Raw genomic sequence first — 16,744 nt, 5'->3', positions numbered from 1 at the left:
CCTGACTGGACTCGAAGGGGCGGCGGCGGATCGGGTCCGGTCCCCGATCCCCCCTGCAGCGAGGGCCTTGGCGGGTGTGAGGACCGAAGCGGCATCCCTGCCTTGATCACCATTTGGTGCATCTGCGGTCCGCCGATGACTACCGCCTTGTAAGGGCGGACGTGGCCGGTAGCGACGGAGCCCAGGTCAGTCAGGTTGTAGCGACGGTCCAGGCGAACGGCGCATCTCGACTGGGGCGACCCGTCGTTGACCGCTATTGACCGCACGATGTGGCGACTGTGGCACATCCAGAACAACAGGCTCTCGGTGCACTGGATCAGTGAACGTCAGCCCAGTTCTCCAGGCTTCGGCATAACCCTTCCAGTGTCGCAGATCAACTCCGCCAGCCCAGGCCAGAGCGGGGTGGGGGCGGTCACCCGTGGGCGTCCTCTGTCAGCTTCGGTCGGCCTCGCACGGCCCAGAGACGGCCCAGAAGACTGCCCGCTCGTCGCCGACATGATCCAGATCGCGTCCGCCCAGGGCCGTCTCCGCGAGAGCGAGGTCGCCGCTAGGGGCGCTGGCACTCAGCGACCGTGTCACCGAACTGCCTCCACCAAGTTCCTGCCGTCGTCACTCGACGCAGGCGGTCGGACACCCCCTTTATTGAGACATCACAGCAAAATGCGCGAATATAGCTGAAGAGGCTGTTTTGGTATGCGCCAGGGAGCCACAGATGGACGCCTTGGACGAACTTCATCGAAGGGCTTGCCCGTCGGCTCTTCTGACGCTGGACGGTGCCGTGCGCCGCCTCAACGCTGCTATGGCTACGGCGCTGGGCAGGCCGGCGGAGCAGTGCCTGGGACGTGACTTCGTGGACCTGTGGCCTGCAAGCCAGCGGATGTCGGCCGAAAGTCTGGTGGCCCACGCCGCCAGGGCGGATGCGGTCGCGATGCGGGAGCTGCACTTTCCCGGGCAGCACGGAATTCCCGTGACCTGTTTGTTTGAGGCGCGACAAGTGAAGGATCCCGCGGGTGACAAGCGGCTGATATGGGTGCGCGTCCTGGATGCACGAAACGACCTGGCCAGCCTGCTGATCCCGTTCCGGCTGGCCACCGCGGCCGCCGGCCTCGGCCTGTGGATGTATTCACCTGAGAGGGACCAGCTGGAGTGGCTCGGTGGCCTACCCAGCCTGGTCGCGCTCGTCCCGGATCCAACTGCGCCGATGTCCAAAATAATCTCGGCGATACACCCCGACGACAGGGAGGCCTTCCAGCAGCTCCTGCGCTCGGCCTCCATCCAGCGGTCCCCCTGGGTGAGGCAGCGTTACCACACCGCGCACGACGGCTGGCACCGACTGGCCGTTCAAGTCAGTCGGCTCCAGCTGGGCTTTGACGGCCCCGAACGGATCTTCGTGGTGGTCCGCGACGACACCAGGCAGGAGAAGCGCAAGCAGAAGGCGCAGGCCGCGCTGACTGCCGAGCGACAGCGCGCCAAGGACACCGCCGACTTCTCCTCCGCTTTGATCACCGCAGCCACGGAGCAGGAACTGCAGCAGGTCGTTCTGACCCGGCTCGCCGCGACCTTCGGCGCCTTCGGCACCGTGCTCGCACTCGTCGACGACAACCGCCTGTGCATCTCCACCGATGCCAGGAGAGACATGCGCGCGGTCGAGGCCCTGCACGGCCTGCGGCTGGACCAGCCGATCCCGCTGTCTGAGGCCATCCGTACCGGCAAGCCGCAGTTCATCACCGACCGGGAGGACTTCACCCGCCGCTGGCCGCACGCCCCACTTCTGCAGTTCATCCAGCTCGGCTCCGACTACGCCGTCTCGATCACCCCCCTCAGCGAGCCCGGCGATCAGGCACTCGGGGCCTGGTCGATGCTCTACCCCCGCGGATACCTGTTGTCCCTGGATGAGCAGACCCTCGTGGGCACGCTGGCTCGCCTGGCCGGCCAGGCACTCAAGCGGATCAGGTTGCAACAGGCACACGTCGAGCTGGCCACGGCGCTGCAGCAGACCATGCTCCCCGCGCTGCCCGAGCATCTCCCGGGCCTGGAGGTCGCCGCCCGCTACCGACCCAGCCGGGACGGGCTGGACATCGGCGGAGACTGGTACGACGCCTTCATGATGCCCGACGGTGCGATCGCACTGGAGATCGGCGACGTCCAGGGGCACGACGTGGACGCCGCCGCCTTCATGGGACAGGTCCGCTTGTCCCTGCGCGCGATCGCCGCCCAGGAACCGGATCCCGGAACCGTGCTGACCCGCACCAACGAGCTACTCGTCACGACCGCCCCCGCACGATTCGCCAGCTGCACTCTGCTGCACATCGACCCGCACGATGGACAGGTCACCGGCACCAGCGCCGGCCATGTGCCGCTGCTGTGCGCACACAGAGACGGCAGCCACGAGGTCCGCGAGCTGCCGGGCGGGCCGGTCCTGGGCGTCCTGCCCGGCACCGAATACCGCGAGGAGACCTTCACCCTGGACGACGACAGCTCGCTGGTCATGGTCACCGACGGCGTGGTCGAAGGACCGGGCCTGACGCTGGAAGCCGGACTGGAACGAGCCGGAACACTAGCCGCCCAAGCCGTCCACGACGGACTGGACGCCGAAGAGACCGCCGACCGCGTCCTCGACGCCGCGGTCGCGGTGGACCATCTCGACGACGTGGCCGTTCTGGTCATCCGACGCACATGACGGCGCCCGCGTCCTCACAGCCAAGGCCGCGGAGGGGCCCTCCTGCCCCAGGCACAACCTAAAGCCCCAGTTTGGAAGATCGCGTAACCGGATGCGGTCTGACCTGGCGAGACGCTGACCTGCGTGTTCGCCGGCGCCCGCCCCTAATTCGTTGGCGCTCGCCACAGTCGAGGGTTTTTGACCTGGAGGTCTAATTGCATGTTAGGGTCGCCCGCATGACAAGACCCAAGCAGTTCGACCCGGACGTCGCCGTGGAACAGGCCATGGAGGTGTTCTGGCGGAAGGGTTATGCGTCCACCACACCCCAGGACCTGGTGGACGCCCTCGGGATCGGAAAAGGCAGCCTCTACAACACCTTCGGCAGCAAACGCGGCCTGTTCGAGCAGGCGCTCCGGCGCTATCGCGAACGGCAGACGAGCGTGCTGCTGCAGGCGCTCGAGGAACCCGGACCGGCGAAGGCGCGCCTGCGCAGGGCTCTTGAGACCCTCGTGCGGACGGATCTGGCTGACCCGGACCGCCGCGGCTGCATGGCAGTGAACACGGCGGCGGTAGTGGCGCGGACCGACGAGGTGGCGACCGATCTCGTCCGCCGCGCCTTCGAGCGCAATGAGAGCGCCTTCCGTGCCGTGATCGAGGAGGGGCAGCGCTCGGGGGAGATCTCGCCCGAACGTGACCCCGCCAGCCTGGCCGCCATGCTGCAGAACACGGTGGTGGGGCTGCGGCTCGCGGTGCGCGTCGCCGATGATGCGGACCGGCCGGCCCGCATCATCGACGCGGTGATCGACTCCCTGTGACCGTCGGCCCCCCACTTTCGGGCTCTGGCCCCTGACGTCACCCACTGACCCCTGGCGTGCCCGCACCTGGGTCCCGTCTGCCCTTGTTTTGTACCTCGAGTTCAAGAACGGTGTTTCCGTGCAACCTTTCCTCAATACCCGTGCCGCCTTCTGGACCGCGGGCGCCGTCGTCGCCCTCGCACTCTGGACCAGCGCGTGCCCCACCATGACCTATCCGCTCTACCAGGCCGACTGGCACGTCTCGACGACCACGGTGACCTGGATCTTCGCCGCGTATCCGATCGCGCTGATCCCCGTTCTGATCGTCTTCAGCGACCTGTCCGACCACATCGGGCGGCGGTCCGCCATGCTGCTCGGCCTGCTGGCCGAACTCGCCGGGGTGCTCCTCTTCGCATTCGCCGACGGCGTCCCCTGGCTCCTGGCCGGGCGGGCGTTCATGGGCCTCGGCGTCGGCCTGTCCCTGAGCCCCGCAAGCGTGGCCATGGTGGAGTTCAGCGCCCCGGGCAAGGAAGGACGCGCCGGATCGGTCGGCACGGCCGTCTCCTCGTCCGGTATCGCCCTGGCCATGCTGGTCGGCGGCGCCCTGACCCAGTACGCCCCCTTCCCGCTGCACCTGAACTTCTTCGTCCTCGCCGCCGTGATCGCGGTCGTCGTCTGCTTCGTTGCAGGCATGCCGCACCACACCGCGAACGAGACGAGCACCCGGTGGCGCATGCGCGCGATCATCATCCCCCGGGGCAACCGCGGGGTCTTCGCCGCCGGCGCGTTCGCGTTCGCGTCGTCCTTCCTCCTCGGCGCCATCGTGCTGCCGCTCGGCGCGAAGATCGCCCACCAGCTGGCGGGTTCGACCAACGCCCTGGTCACCGGCGCGCTGCTGTCGGTGTTCGCGGCGTTCATCGCGGTCAGCGCCCTGCTGGCCCGGCGCCTGAGGCCGTGGACCCTGGTGACGGTCGGCGCAGCCGGGTCGGTCGCCGCGGTGTGGCTCTTCGTCGTCACCAGCGCCACCCACTCGATGGCGGTCTTCCTCCTCGCCTCGGCGTGCGCGGGCGCGGCCTACGCCTTCGACTTCGCCGGCGGACTGACCGTCCTCAACACCTACGCGGCGCCGCACCACCGCGCGAGCATGGTGTCCGGCGGCTACCTCGCCGGCTACCTCGCCCAAGGTGTCGGAGCGCCCGTACTCGGCTGGGTCGTCACCGCGCACGGACTGCCGACGGGCCTGCTCACCGGCGCCGCGTCCTTCAGCGTCTTCTTCGGCGCGGCGCTCCTCATGGGTCTGGTCATGCTGTCGCGCACGCGGCGTCCCGGATTCCGGGTGGCTGACGGCGTCGCGGCCCGTTCAGCCCCCGCCGCGCAGCGCGCCGCGGACGGCGTCCACGAAACCGTTGACCGTAAGTGAGCATTCAGCGCTATCGGAATCGCTCCAGGCTGGCGCCCACGACCCCGGCAAAGTTGACCTTTGATGGGTTTAGCTATTTGTCCGTGGAGAGAGGTGGCAAGTTGCCAGGCGGAGCCGAACGGTACCCGTGTTGCTCAACCCACCACCTTCCCCAGCTCCCATCCCGTCTGCCGTCGGCCCACACACCGTGGAGCGGTCGTGGTTCAGGGCGTCAAGGTGGAGCGCGCCACTGTACGAACGACCTTGACGCCCTGGGCCGCGGCTGCTCGGCTTTGCCTGGGTCGATGGCGGACGGGATGGGAGCTCCCCGCGCACGCCACAACTCGGCCGGCACTCGCGAACGGCGCCCCGTCCATCTCGGAGCCTGAGCGCCCCCGCCGGAGGCATGCTTTGACCGTTGGCCGCGCTATGCGGTGCTCGACTCATGGCCACCGGCCCTATCCATACGTGGGCGCGCGTCGGCGCAGCGTGCGCGGAGCGGGCCGGAGGCAGGAGCGCAGCGCGCAGCGGAGCCGGGAAGCGCGCCCGGCGGAGCGGAGCGCAGCCGGGGCTTGATGAGGTAGAGAAATCTGTAACAGGTCAGCTCACGCCGCAGCGGTCGGCAAGCTCCCGGAGAGTCTCGGGCACGCGTCGGCCCGACAGCTGGATGAGGTCGCGGATGACTTCGCGGGCCAAGTGGTGATCGCGAAATTGCTCCGGTGCGAGGGTCTCGGCCTCCAAGAGTGCAGCGGTCGCCTCTCCAACGTGTCGGCGCTGTGCATGGGCCCGTGCCACGTCGAGCAGGAAGCGTGCTTGACGTTCGGCTGACAGCCCGCCGGCGTCGACTTCCGCCGCGATCTCCAATGCCAGTCCGGCATCTCCTAGCTCTACGGCCGTGCTCACTGAGTGGAGCTTGACGTTTGTGGGGCCGAACTCGGTGTCGAAGTCGTTCCGGTCCTCGCCCAAGCGCGTGGCGATTTCCCCTGCTCGGTTGAGGTGAGCGTGTGTCCCAGGCCGGTTGCCCTCGCGCGCGTTGATCACGGCAAGCACAAGGTTCATGGCGCCGAGAAGCGACAGTTCCTCTGGTGGGCAGGCGGGGTCTTCTGCCCGTGGGTCCAAGACTTCGACTGCCGACTTTGCGGCTTGTTCGGCCTGGTCCATGTGCTGTTGCCGCATGAACGCGTGCGCCATGCGAAAGAGCCCGGCCACCACCTCCAGAGGCTGGCCGGCCATCTCGGCCGCTTGCAAGGCGCGGTCTGCGGCTACCCATGCGGCATCGGCCTGGTCCTGCCGGGTGAAGCTAGCGGCGGCTGCCTGGTAGCTGCGTGCCCTGAGTGAGTGCAGCTCGACGCGATCGGCTGCCGGCGCGTGGCGTACCGCGACTTCGATGTCGGGGAGCAGCTTGGCGAGGTGGTCGCTCAAGGCTGCAAAGCTCGACGCGTGTACGTACTCCCAGGCTTGGTCAACGAGGTGGCGGAACTCGGCAAGCGCGGGCGCAGGGGAACTCGGTCCGCGGTCGAACAGGCTGCCCAAGGCAGGGTGGCCCGTGAGGGCGACGCGCAGGCCGTCTAGATCGTTGCTCTCCGGCGCGGGTGTGTCGTCCACGAGATCCGCCGGGGAGGGAGCAGCGTCAGGCCGAACCTCCCGTACCGAGACGCCCAGTGCATCAGCGAGGCCTTGGAGGATCGCCAGGCGTTCAACGGGCTGCACGCCGCGTTCGACTTGGGACACCCAGCTCTCAGACCGCCCCATGGCGGTGGCAAGGTCGGCTTGCGACATGCCTGCTGCCCGCCGCAGTTCCTTAACCCGCTGCCCGGTTGTGGATGGGAGGGTGCTCACTTCGCAGCCTCGTTCGGGTACTTGCCGGCGTACGGCTCAAGCCAGTCCACGTCAGTCTTTTCGACGTACCGCGTTCGCTCGCTCAGGAATCGCAGCGTGTGCGGCTGGCGCTCGTGCTCGTCAAACGCTGCCCGATCAGCGTAGATCTCGAAGAAAATCCTGCTGACCTCACGCCGACCGAGGAAAGCCCCAGCCTGCGGGTCCGTGGTGGCACGCAGTACACCCGATCCCAGGGCGACTACCTGTGCGGTGGTTGCGGTGCCGAGGACCACGCCAACGGCGACAACGACGTCAAGGCCCTGGTCGAGGACTACACCGACAATCACGGCCCCGCCCACCGAGGTGGCCGTCGATGACCCTCGCCCCCGCGGGCCTGGATGCGGCCACCTTCGGCGACGTGCTGAGGGTGGCCGGATCTGCCGACTTCGACCGCTGGCAAGAACAGATCCGCCGCACCGGAGGATGCTCCGACCCGATCCGCCTGACCGGTGGCACCAAGACCATCGACCCGACCACCAAGACCGTCTTGCGCGCGTACACGACCGAGCACGAGCCGGGCGGCATGCTCCGCATCGCCTGCGGAAACCGGCGCGCCTCCCGCTGCCCGGCCTGCGCCTGGACCTACGCCGGCGACACCTACCACCTGATCAGAGCTGGTCTGACCGGAGACCCCGACAAGGGCACCCCGCACACCGTGCGCGATCACCCCCGCGTCTTCGCCACCCTCACCGCCCCGAGCTACGGCCCCGTCCACAACCGGCCCGGAAAGCGGCCCTGCCGCTGCGGGCAGATCCACGCCGAGGACGCGCCGGAACTCGGCACCCCGCTCGACCCCGACACCTACGACTACGCGGGCGCGGTCCTGTGGAACAACCACGCCTCCGACCTGTGGCGCTACTTCACGATCTACCTCCGCCGCGAGATCGCCAAGCGGGCCGGCCTCACCCAGAAAGCCGCCCGCGAACAGTCCCGCCTGTCCTTCGGCAAGGTCGCCGAGTACCAAAAGCGCGGTGCCGTCCACTTCCACGCGGTGATCCGCTTCGACGGACCTGAGGGACCCGGCACCCCGCCTCCGCACTGGGCCAGCATCGGCCTACTTACCGACGCGATCCATGCCGCCGCCGCCCGCGTCGCGGTCGATGTGCCTCCCGCCGGGGACCAGCCGGCTCGCACCCTGCGCTGGGGCACGCAGCTCGACGTCCAGCAGATCGGCGCCTTCGGCCACGGCGAAGAGATCACGGAACTCGCCGTGGCCTCCTACGTCGCCAAGTACGCCACCAAAGCCGCCGAAACCACGGGCACCGTCGACCGCCGGATCGGCAACAAGGAAGCCCTCGTACTGCTCGACGTGCCCGACCACCCCCGCCGGCTGATCGAAGTCTGCCTCGACCTGCACGCGGTCTACCCGGACCGGAAGCTGCGGGACTGGGCCCACATGCTCGGCTTTCGCGGCCACTTCTCGACCAAGTCTCGCCGCTACTCCACCACCCTCGGCGCCCTGCGTCAGGTGAGAGCCGACTACCGCGCAGCCCAGCAACGCGCCGCACTCGGCCTGCCCGACCCCGACGACAACCCGGAGGCAACCACGCTCACCCTCGCCCACTGGACCTACGCCGGCCACGGCCACACCCCCGGCGAATCCTGGCTCGCCGCCAATATCCGCCGCGACATCCAACTCAACCGCGAAACCGCACGCGATGCCCTGGCCGACCTGCCCGACCCGGACGGCTGGGAGGTGTGCGCATGAGTCTCCCGCTGCCTGATCAGTTCCTGACCCCGGGAGATCTCGTGACGTTGCTGCGCCTGCCCAGTATCGAGACCGTCTACCAGTGGCGCCGTAAGGGCATCGGACCGCGAGGCTTCCGCGTTGGCCGCTACCTCCGCTTCGACCCCGAGGACGTACGGGCCTGGGTTGAGTCCCTGATGGGAGGGGCCGCCTGATGGCCGGACACATCCAAGACCGCTGGTACAGGACCGAGATCGGGCCGACCGGCAAGCCCGTCAAGGTCAAGACTGAGCGCTACGGCACGGGCATGCGCTACCGCGCTCGCTACGTCGGTCCCGATGGCAGCGAGAAGTCCAAGAGCTTCCCCGACGGCAAGAAGCGCATCGCTGAGAAGTGGCTCAGCGCCATCGAGACGGACATGACGCGCGGTCAGTACACCGACCCCAAGTCCATGCAGATCACGTTCCGGCAGTACGCCGAGAAGTGGTTGGACAGCAAGACACCTAGCCCGATCGCCAGGAACGAACTTGGCCGGCGCCTGCGACTGCACGTCTACCCGGTGCTTGGTTCCCGGCCGATCGGGACCTTCCGGCCGGAGCACATCAGGGAGCTTCTCGCCGTGTTGGAAGCGAAGCCCGGCGTTGGCCCTTCCTACACCCGGAACATTTTCGCGGACGTTCAGTCAGTCCTGTCTGCCGCTGTCGATGACTCGCTGCTGTCGCGCAACCCATGCGGTGCGCGGAGCGTCCGGCGGCCAAGCCTGACGCGCATCCGGTAGTTCCGTGGGTGCCAGCCCAGGTGTTCGCCGTTCGAGCGGCTCTTCTGGAGCGATACCAAGCAATGGTCGATGTCGGCGCCGGGTGCGGTTTGCGTCAGGGCGAGGTGTTCGGGCTGGCTGAGGACGCTATCGACGCCGATGGGCGCACGCTCCATGTGGTCCGGCAGATCAAGCACGTGGAAGGGCACCCGGTGTTCGCTCTCCCCAAGGGCGGCAAGAAGCGGGACGTGCCGTTGCCTGACTCCGTGGCGGGAGCCCTCCGGGCGCACATGGGTGCCTGCAAGCCCGTAGAGATCACGTTGCCGTGGGACGTGCCGGAGGGGCCGAAGGTGTCCGCCCGGCTGATCTTCACGGCTGAGCAAGGGGGCATGGTGTGGCGAAGCAACTTCAACGGCAAGGAGTGGAAGCCCGCTCTCGCGGTCGCGGGCCTCATCCCGGAAGCGGACGATGACGGCAAGTACGAGTCGGCACGCGAGCACGGCATGCATGCCCTTCGGCACTTCTACGCCTCCGCGTTGCTGGACGCTGGCGAGAACATCAAAGCTGTCAGCGAGTACATGGGGCATGCCGACCCGGCGCTGACGCTGCGGGTGTACGCCCATCTGATGCCCGACAGCCGCGAGCGTGCCCGTCGTGCCATCGACACCGTGTTGCAGCGTGCCTCCCAGGAAGATCACGGCCCACAGACGGCCCAATGAGCCTCGGACGGCCCCTGATCTGCGCTTCTGTACAGGTCAGGGGCCATCTCTCCGGGGGAACCCTCTGAACTTCCTCAACTCTGCTTTGGGTCGTCAGACGCGAGGGCATCCCCCTCTCACGCAAGAAGCGATACGGGAAGCACGGCCCACGGGGGGCCGCTTCGGGGGAACGAAAGGAGGGTGGCGCCATGGTTATCGGCATCATCCTGGCGGTCGTGTGCATCGTGTTCGTCGTGGCCTTCATGGCCACCGGCCGCAGCCGGTCGAAGGTCACGCTCTCGAAGGGGGGCGGTCGTTCGCGCCGCGGCTCGTCGTCGGACAGCGGCAGCAGCAGCTGGTGGGCCGGCGGCGTCGGCGACAGCGGCTCGTCCGGGCACCACGGGGGCCACTCGTGCGGCGGTCACTCGTCGTGCGGAGGCTCGTCCTGCGGAGGCGGGTCGTCCTGTGGCGGCGGGGGCGGATGCGGCGGAGGCAGCTGACACGGGGCAGCTGAGCTCCCAGTGAGGGAAGCGCATCCGGAGCACACGAAGTGCCCGTCGGGCAACGGCTGCCGACGGGCACTTCCGTGCGCCGGGCGCACGCTGTAGTTGAACAGTTGAGCTGTGGAGCCCTCGGGGGGATGGAAACCCTACGAACTTGGGTAAAAAGGCTGTGGCGGCGCCACAGTTCATGATTCCCTCTAAAACACCAACGCAGCCCCGAGGCCCTGTCGTCATCTTGGCGTCGGGTCGTCCTTCCTGACCAGGCTGACCGGGCCGTTCCCCCGGTGCCGACCGGGTGCGCCGGACCCCCACCTCACTTTGCGTGCTAGCGGAGCCGACCCATGCTCACGACCCTGAAAACCTCCTACACCGACACGCGCGCGGCCGATCTCGCGTGGACCCTGGGCCGCGAACCGCTGCCTGCCCTCGCCACGCTCGACCTCGAACTCGCCGGGTCGAAGCTCCAATTGAGACTCCTGGGCGCGTCCCACCAGGTGCTCCTGGAGGAGGAGCGGGGCAGTTGTTCGGAGACCGTCGCGTGCATTCCCGGCAGTAGCACGCCCCTCCCGCTCGGCGTGGCGAAGCGGGTCGGCGACTGGGAGTACGAGTTCGCGGCCCGCGTCGAAGTGCTGTCCCCCGGCTCCTTCGCGGGCCGCGCCCAGGAGTTGCTGGCCCTGGTCTCCGACCACCCCAATGGTCTGGCGGGCGTCTTCCCCGGCAGCCCCCACGCCTTCACCGCCCTGCTCGCCCAGCGCCACGAGGGTCAGGTCCACTGGCGCACGTGGCACGCGTACCCGCAGGACGGCCAGTTGGTGGCGACGAGGACGAGGGTGGGGGTTCGGGTGGCGGCGGGGGTTGATGGGGCGTGGAGCGGAGACTCGGATACGCCCTCCCCGACCCGGAGTGCCATAAAGCGCCGTGGTTCCACACGTGTGGGTGACGAAGCGTAGCGCCACTGTGACGTAGCGTTCGCTGGGTGATCGAACCGCACGCGCCCGCTCCCCCCGGCGCGCCGCCGCCCTGGGCTGTCCAGGATCAGGCGCGGCTGCCCGTCCGCCCGGGCATCGGGCGGTTCCTCGTCCTCGCCGGCGTGTTCGTCTGCGCGGCGTGCGGACTCGTGTACGAACTCGAACTCGTTGCCCTCGCCTCGTACTTGATCGGCGACTCGGTCACCCAGGCCTCCGTCGTGCTCTCCGTCATGGTCTTCGCCATGGGCATCGGCTCCCTCGCCGCGAAGCGGCTGCGCCCCCGCGCGGCGGCAGGCTTCGGCGCAGTCGAGGCGGCGCTGGCGCTCGTCGGCGGCTGCAGCGCGATGGCGCTGTACGCGGTGTTCGCGTGGACGGGCGACTGGGGTGGCGTCTGGGCGGACGGATGCCGCTATCTGCTGGTGGCCTTCTCCCTCACCATCGGCCTGCTGATCGGCGCCGAAGTCCCCCTCCTCATGGAGCTGATACAGCGCATCCGCCGCCAGGACCCGGGCGGAGCGGTGGCGGACCTGTTCGCGGCGGACTACGTGGGCGCGCTGGTGGGTGGCCTGGCTTTTCCCTTCCTCCTTCTCCCGCTGCTCGGCCAGCTGACGGGCGCGCTGCTCACCGGAACGGTGAACGCGGTGGCGGGCGGGGCCCTCGTACTCGGCCTGTTCCGGGGCGACTTGACCCGCCGGGCGCGCTGGGTCCTCCTGGTCGCCAACCTCGTCGTCCTTGGACTCCTCGCCTCGGCAGCGGTGTTGGTCGACGACTTCGAACGGGCCGCGCGGCACGCGGTGTACGGGACGGACGTGCGGGTCGCCCTCCAGACGGACGTCCAGGAGGTCGTCCTCACCGGCGGCACGCACGGCCGTCCGCTGCGCCTCTTCCTCGACGGTCGCCTCCGGGTCAGCGGCCGCGACGAGGACCGCTACCACGAGGCGCTCGTGCACCCCGCGATGAACGGCCCGCACGCGCGCGTGCTCATCCTCGGCGGCGGCGACGGGCTCGCTGCGCGCGAGGTGCTGCGCTACCCCGGGGTGCGCAGTGTCGATGTCGTCGAACTCGACGCGGGGGTGGTGCGGTTGGCGCGCAACGACCCGGCGCTGTCGGCCCTGAACGGCCACGCGTACGACGACCCGCGCGTGCACGTCATGACCGCGGACGCCTTCCACTGGCTGCGCAGCGCCCCGTCGACGTACGACGTCGTCATCTCGGACCTCCCCGACCCGGGCATCACCGCCAGTACGAAGCTGTACTCGCAGGAGTTCTACGGCCTGGCGCACCGCGTCCTCGCCCCCGACGGGCGCCTGGCGGTCCACGCGGGCCCGGTCGCCTCCCGCCGCCGCGCCTTCTGGACGGTGGACAGGACGATCCGGGCGGCCGGCCTGCGCACCGCCCCCTACCGCGTGGGCGGCCGGGACTCCGGCTTCGCGGCGGGTCCCGACCGTACGGCGGGCGGTACGTCGAAGGTCCCCCGGGACTGGGGCTTCATCCTGGCCTCGGCCTCCCGTACGGGCGTACGCCTGGGCCTCGCCCCGGACGGGCCGAGGCTGCGCACGCTGACCCGGGCGGCCCTGGCGGCGGACGCGCGGGCGGCCTACCGAACGCGCGTCACGGCCGGCCTCCCGCCCTCCACCCTGGTGCATCCGCGGTACGCCGACTGAGGTGGAGGCGGAGGAATCCCGTGATACGCGGGTGCGGTTCGGGCCGTGCTGGGTAGGCTCGGCTGACATGGAGCATGAGGTGTTCGTTCCGGTTCCGGCCGAGCGGTTGAGGGAGGCGCTGGCCGATCCCGTGCGGGTGGCCCGTGCGGTTCCAGGCCTCCAGCAGGACGCGGGGACGCCGCCCGTCTCCGGGCGCCTGAAAGTCCGCGTGGGCGGCCACACGATCACCTACCGCGGGGCGCTCCGGGTCACCGCCCAGGACGACGGCGCCTACGCCGTCGAGGGCGACGCGACCGAGGCCCGCGGCACCGGCTCCGTGAAGCTCGCCCTCGCCGTACACCTGCGCGCCACCGACGGCGGCACCACCCTCACCTTCACGGGCACAGCCTCCGGCGACGGCCGCGTGGCGGAGCTCCCGCCGGACGCGGTGTCCTCGGCGGGGGCGCGGCTGCTGAGCCGGTTCGCGGAGAACTTGGGGGCGGAGGGTGAGCGGGAGCCTCAGCCGGACGCGGCGGTGGAGCCGGAGTCCCGGGCCGAGCCGGAGCCCGAGCCCGGTGCGGTGGCTCTGCCCGAGTTTCGGGACGAGTCCGAGCCGGATGTGGTGGCTGAATCCGAGGCTTCGGCCGAGTCCGAGTCCGAGTCCGTATTCGACGTCGAGGTTCCGCCTCCGTCGCTCGATTCGCTGGAGGACGACGAGCTCGCGGAGGAGGAGTTCGTGGTGGAGGCGGGGGAGCCGGGCGAGGAGGATGCCATGGCCGAGGCGGCGCACGCGCGGCGCACGATGATCGGTCGCAGCGCGGAGGAGGTGGACCACGCTCCGCCTCGCGGCCGCTACGCCCCCGTCCCGCCGCCCGAGGCCACCGCCGCCCGCGACACCCTCCGCTGGGCCGCCCCCGCCGCGGCCCTGGCCCTCGCCTCGGCGATCGCCCTGACCCGCGCCCTCCGTAAACGCCGCTGATTCCCCCCCGTGGGGGCACCGGGAACTGCGCGACCAGCCCCCACTCACCGGCAGCCAAAAAACCACTCGAGGGCCCAGGGGCAGAGCCCGAGGCAGGGTGCAGGGGCCGCAACCCCCTGGCGGGGTCGAAGGGGCGGAGCCCCCTGTGGCGGGAATGGCCAGGGGCGGCGGGGGCGAAATCCCGCAGGCCGGCCCTGTCCCAGTAGGGTCAACTCCGTGAGTAACGAAGACATCACGCTGACCGCGGGTGACGCGGAGGTGACCGTGGCGCCGGCCAACGGCGGACGGGTCGGAAGTCTGCGAGTCGGTGGCGTCGAACTGCTGCGGCAGGGCGCGAAGTTCGGGTGCTTCCCCATGGTCCCGTGGTGCGGCCGGATCCGCGAAGGACGGTTCCTGGACGGCGCCACCGTCCAGCAGATGCCGCTCAACTCCCCACCGCACGCCATCCACGGCACCGCCCGCGACGGCGCCTGGCGCACCGCCCGCACCACGAAGAACGAGGCCGTCATCACCTACGACCTCGTCGCCCCCTGGCCGCACCCCGGCCGCGTCACCCAGGCCTTCACCCTGACCGAGGACGCCTTCACGCTCACGATGTCCGTGGAGACGTACGAATCGTCCTTCCCGGCCCAGATCGGCTGGCACCCGTGGTTCAACAGGAACCTGGGGGGAGACGGCGAGGACGCCCGCGTCGACTTCCGGCCCGGCTGGCAGGAGGAGCGCGGCGACGACCACCTGCCCACCGGGCGGCGGATCGAGCCGAAGCCCAGCCCCTGGGACGACTGCTTCGGCATGCCGGACGGCGTCGACGTGACGCTCACCTGGCCCGGGCAGCTCGAGCTGAAGGTCGCCAGCCGCGAGGAGTGGGTCGTCGTCTACGACGAGCAGGAGGCGGCCGTGTGCGTGGAGCCCCAGACGGGGCCGCCCAACGGGCTGAACACCCATCCCCGCCTGGTCACCCCCATCGAGCCCCTGGAGGCGACCACGACCTGGAGCTGGCGGCGCCTCTAAGCTGGCGGACATGAGTGACGTACGCGGCGCGCTGCTGCAGCAGATCAAGGACAAGGCCGTGGTGCACGGCAAGGTGACCCTTTCGTCGGGTCTTGAGGCGGACTACTACGTCGACCTGCGCCGCATCACCCTGGACGGGGAGGCCGCGCCGCTCGTCGGGCAGGTCCTCCTCGATCTCACGGCCGAGCTGGACTTCGACGCCGTGGGCGGCCTGACGATGGGTGCCGACCCCGTGGCCGCGGCCATGCTGCACGCAGCCGCCGCGCGCGGGAAGCGTCTCGACGCCTTCGTCGTGCGCAAGGCCGCCAAGGCGCACGGTCTGCAGCGGCGCGTGGAAGGGCCGGAGATCAAGGGCCGGCGTGTGCTCGTCGTCGAGGACACGTCCACCACCGGTGGCTCCCCGCTCACCGCTGTCGAGGCGGTCCGCGAGGCCGGCGCGGAGGTCGTCGGCGTCGCGACGATCGTCGACCGTGCCACCGGCGCCGCCGAGAAGATCGAGGCGGGCGCCGGGGTGCCTTACCTCTTCGCCTACGCGAAGGACGAGCTGGGGCTGGACTGACACGCGGACCCCTGGGACCGGTGCTCCCAGGGGTTACCGACGGGTGTCGGACGCCGTGGCCGGAGCACAGGGTCAAGTCTGGAAAGATGGGGCCGACGATGACGTCGCCCCCTAGGTCAGGGCCGTAAGCAGCAGTCCAGGCGTACAGCAGTACGCAGACCCGCACATACAAGGAGCGGACAGATGCCCATCGCAACCCCCGAGGTCTACAACGAGATGCTCGACCGGGCGAAGGCAGGCAAGTTCGCCTACCCGGCCATCAACGTGACCTCGTCCCAGACCCTGCACGCTGCGCTGCGCGGCTTCGCGGAGGCCGAGAGCGACGGCATCATCCAGATCTCCACCGGTGGTGCGGAGTTCCTGGGCGGCCAGTACAACAAGGACATGGTGACCGGCGCCGTCGCGCTCGCCGAGTTCGCCCACATCGTCGCCGCGAAGTACGACATCACCGTCGCGCTGCACACGGACCACTGCCCCAAGGACAAGCTGGACGGCTACGTACGTCCGCTGCTCGACATCTCCGCCGAGCGCGTCGCCAAGGGCGAGAACCCGCTGTTCCAGTCCCACATGTGGGACGGCTCCGCCGAGACCCTCGCCGACAACCTGGCCATCGGCCAGGAACTGCTCGCGAAGGCCGTCGCCGCGAAGATCATCCTCGAGGTCGAGATCACCCCGACCGGTGGCGAGGAGGACGGCGTCAGCCACGAGATCAACGACGAGCTGTACACGACCGTCGACGACGCGCTGCGCACCGCCGAGGCCCTGGGCCTGGGCGACAAGGGCCGCTACCTGCTCGCCGCGTCCTTCGGCAACGTGCACGGCGTCTACAAGCCGGGCAACGTCGTCCTGCGTCCCGAGCTCCTCAAGGACCTCCAGGCGGGCGTCGCCGCCAAGTACGGCAAGGCGAACCCGTTCGACTTCGTCTTCCACGGCGGCTCCGGCTCCACAGCCGAGGAGATCGCCACGGCGCTGGAGAACGGCGTCGTGAAGATGAACCTCGACACCGACACGCAGTACGCCTTCACGCGCCCCGTCGCGGACCACATGTTCCGCAACTACGACGGTGTCCTGAAGGTCGACGGCGAGGTCGGCTCCAAGAAGACCTACGACCCGCGCACCTGGGGCAAGCTCGCCGAGGCCGGCATGGCCAAGCGCGTGACCGAGGCCTGCGCCGCGCTGCGTTCCACGGGCACCAAGCTCAAGTAGCGA

Annotated in this window: 14 protein-coding genes and 1 pseudogene; 13 read left to right on the top strand and 2 right to left on the bottom strand. The window is 69.5% G+C overall.

Annotation, left to right across the window (positions count from 1 at the left end; genetic code table 11):
- The first annotated feature begins 712 nt into the window (after positions 1 to 712).
- The 3 genes from ACIBK0_RS04795 (at position 713) to ACIBK0_RS04785 (ending at position 4,873) form a co-directional block, all read left to right on the top strand.
- Entirely contained in the window at positions 713 to 2,680 is a 1,968-nt protein-coding gene (locus tag ACIBK0_RS04795; RefSeq protein ID WP_399075608.1) for a SpoIIE family protein phosphatase, read from the top strand.
- A gap of 215 nt (positions 2,681 to 2,895) precedes the next feature.
- Positions 2,896 to 3,474: a TetR/AcrR family transcriptional regulator gene (locus ACIBK0_RS04790; RefSeq protein WP_399075606.1), complete on the top strand. Its 579-nt coding sequence runs from the start codon at positions 2,896 to 2,898 to the stop codon at positions 3,472 to 3,474.
- Positions 3,475 to 3,592: 118 nt separating this feature from the next.
- The gene (locus ACIBK0_RS04785; RefSeq protein ID WP_399075604.1) at positions 3,593 to 4,873 is read left to right on the top strand and encodes an MFS transporter; all 1,281 of its coding nucleotides are present in this window, start codon (positions 3,593 to 3,595) and stop codon (positions 4,871 to 4,873) included.
- 579 nt (positions 4,874 to 5,452) lie between these two features.
- On the opposite strand, the gene ACIBK0_RS04780 is transcribed toward ACIBK0_RS04785, so the two are convergent.
- Together ACIBK0_RS04780 and ACIBK0_RS04775 are read right to left on the bottom strand one after the other, a co-directional pair.
- Positions 5,453 to 6,691, bottom strand: coding sequence for a helix-turn-helix domain-containing protein (locus ACIBK0_RS04780; RefSeq protein ID WP_399075602.1), 1,239 nt, complete (start codon positions 6,689 to 6,691; stop codon positions 5,453 to 5,455).
- Positions 6,688 to 7,017 (bottom strand): antibiotic biosynthesis monooxygenase, encoded by a 330-nt coding sequence (locus ACIBK0_RS04775; RefSeq protein ID WP_399075600.1) that lies wholly within the window; start codon positions 7,015 to 7,017, stop codon positions 6,688 to 6,690. Before ACIBK0_RS04775 ends, ACIBK0_RS04780 begins: the two co-directional genes overlap by 4 nt.
- A gap of 26 nt (positions 7,018 to 7,043) precedes the next feature.
- Between ACIBK0_RS04775 and repSA the strand changes: the two genes are divergently transcribed.
- The 10 genes and pseudogenes from repSA to fbaA all read left to right on the top strand — a co-directional run bounded on the left by repSA (position 7,044) and on the right by fbaA (position 16,741).
- Positions 7,044 to 8,438 (top strand): replication initiator protein RepSA, encoded by a 1,395-nt coding sequence (gene repSA, locus ACIBK0_RS04770; protein ID WP_399075598.1) that lies wholly within the window; start codon positions 7,044 to 7,046, stop codon positions 8,436 to 8,438.
- The gene (locus tag ACIBK0_RS04765) at positions 8,435 to 8,632 is read left to right on the top strand and encodes a helix-turn-helix transcriptional regulator (protein ID WP_399075596.1); all 198 of its coding nucleotides are present in this window, start codon (positions 8,435 to 8,437) and stop codon (positions 8,630 to 8,632) included. The genes repSA and ACIBK0_RS04765 overlap by 4 nt, the downstream gene beginning before the upstream one ends.
- Positions 8,632 to 9,893, top strand: a pseudogene (locus tag ACIBK0_RS04760) (tyrosine-type recombinase/integrase). Before ACIBK0_RS04765 ends, ACIBK0_RS04760 begins: the two are co-directional and overlap by 1 nt.
- A 188-nt stretch (positions 9,894 to 10,081) precedes the next feature.
- Positions 10,082 to 10,372: a hypothetical protein gene (locus ACIBK0_RS04755; RefSeq protein WP_399075594.1), complete on the top strand. Its 291-nt coding sequence runs from the start codon at positions 10,082 to 10,084 to the stop codon at positions 10,370 to 10,372.
- 344 nt (positions 10,373 to 10,716) lie between these two features.
- Entirely contained in the window at positions 10,717 to 11,325 is a 609-nt protein-coding gene (locus ACIBK0_RS04750; protein ID WP_399075592.1) for a DUF2617 family protein, read from the top strand.
- Positions 11,326 to 11,351: 26 nt separating this feature from the next.
- Positions 11,352 to 13,007, top strand: coding sequence for a polyamine aminopropyltransferase (locus ACIBK0_RS04745; protein ID WP_399075590.1), 1,656 nt, complete (start codon positions 11,352 to 11,354; stop codon positions 13,005 to 13,007).
- A 67-nt stretch (positions 13,008 to 13,074) separates the two neighbouring features.
- A complete protein-coding gene (locus ACIBK0_RS04740) occupies positions 13,075 to 13,965 on the top strand; it encodes an SRPBCC domain-containing protein (protein ID WP_399075588.1) in 891 nt (296 codons plus the stop codon).
- 216 nt (positions 13,966 to 14,181) lie between these two features.
- Positions 14,182 to 14,976, top strand: coding sequence for an aldose 1-epimerase (locus ACIBK0_RS04735; RefSeq protein ID WP_399075586.1), 795 nt, complete (start codon positions 14,182 to 14,184; stop codon positions 14,974 to 14,976).
- Positions 14,977 to 14,986: 10 nt separating this feature from the next.
- Entirely contained in the window at positions 14,987 to 15,535 is a 549-nt protein-coding gene (pyrE, locus tag ACIBK0_RS04730; protein WP_399075583.1) for an orotate phosphoribosyltransferase, read from the top strand.
- Between the two features lie 183 nt (positions 15,536 to 15,718).
- Positions 15,719 to 16,741, top strand: coding sequence for a class II fructose-bisphosphate aldolase (gene fbaA / locus ACIBK0_RS04725; RefSeq protein ID WP_369248010.1), 1,023 nt, complete (start codon positions 15,719 to 15,721; stop codon positions 16,739 to 16,741).
- Positions 16,742 to 16,744 lie beyond the last annotated feature (3 nt).

It is taken from the genome of Streptomyces sp. NPDC050564 (assembly GCF_044457265.1).
GTDB lineage: Bacteria > Actinomycetota > Actinomycetes > Streptomycetales > Streptomycetaceae > Streptomyces.
The sequence above is the reverse complement of the archived record's forward strand: the minus strand, read 5'-3'. Positions and strand labels throughout refer to the sequence as shown.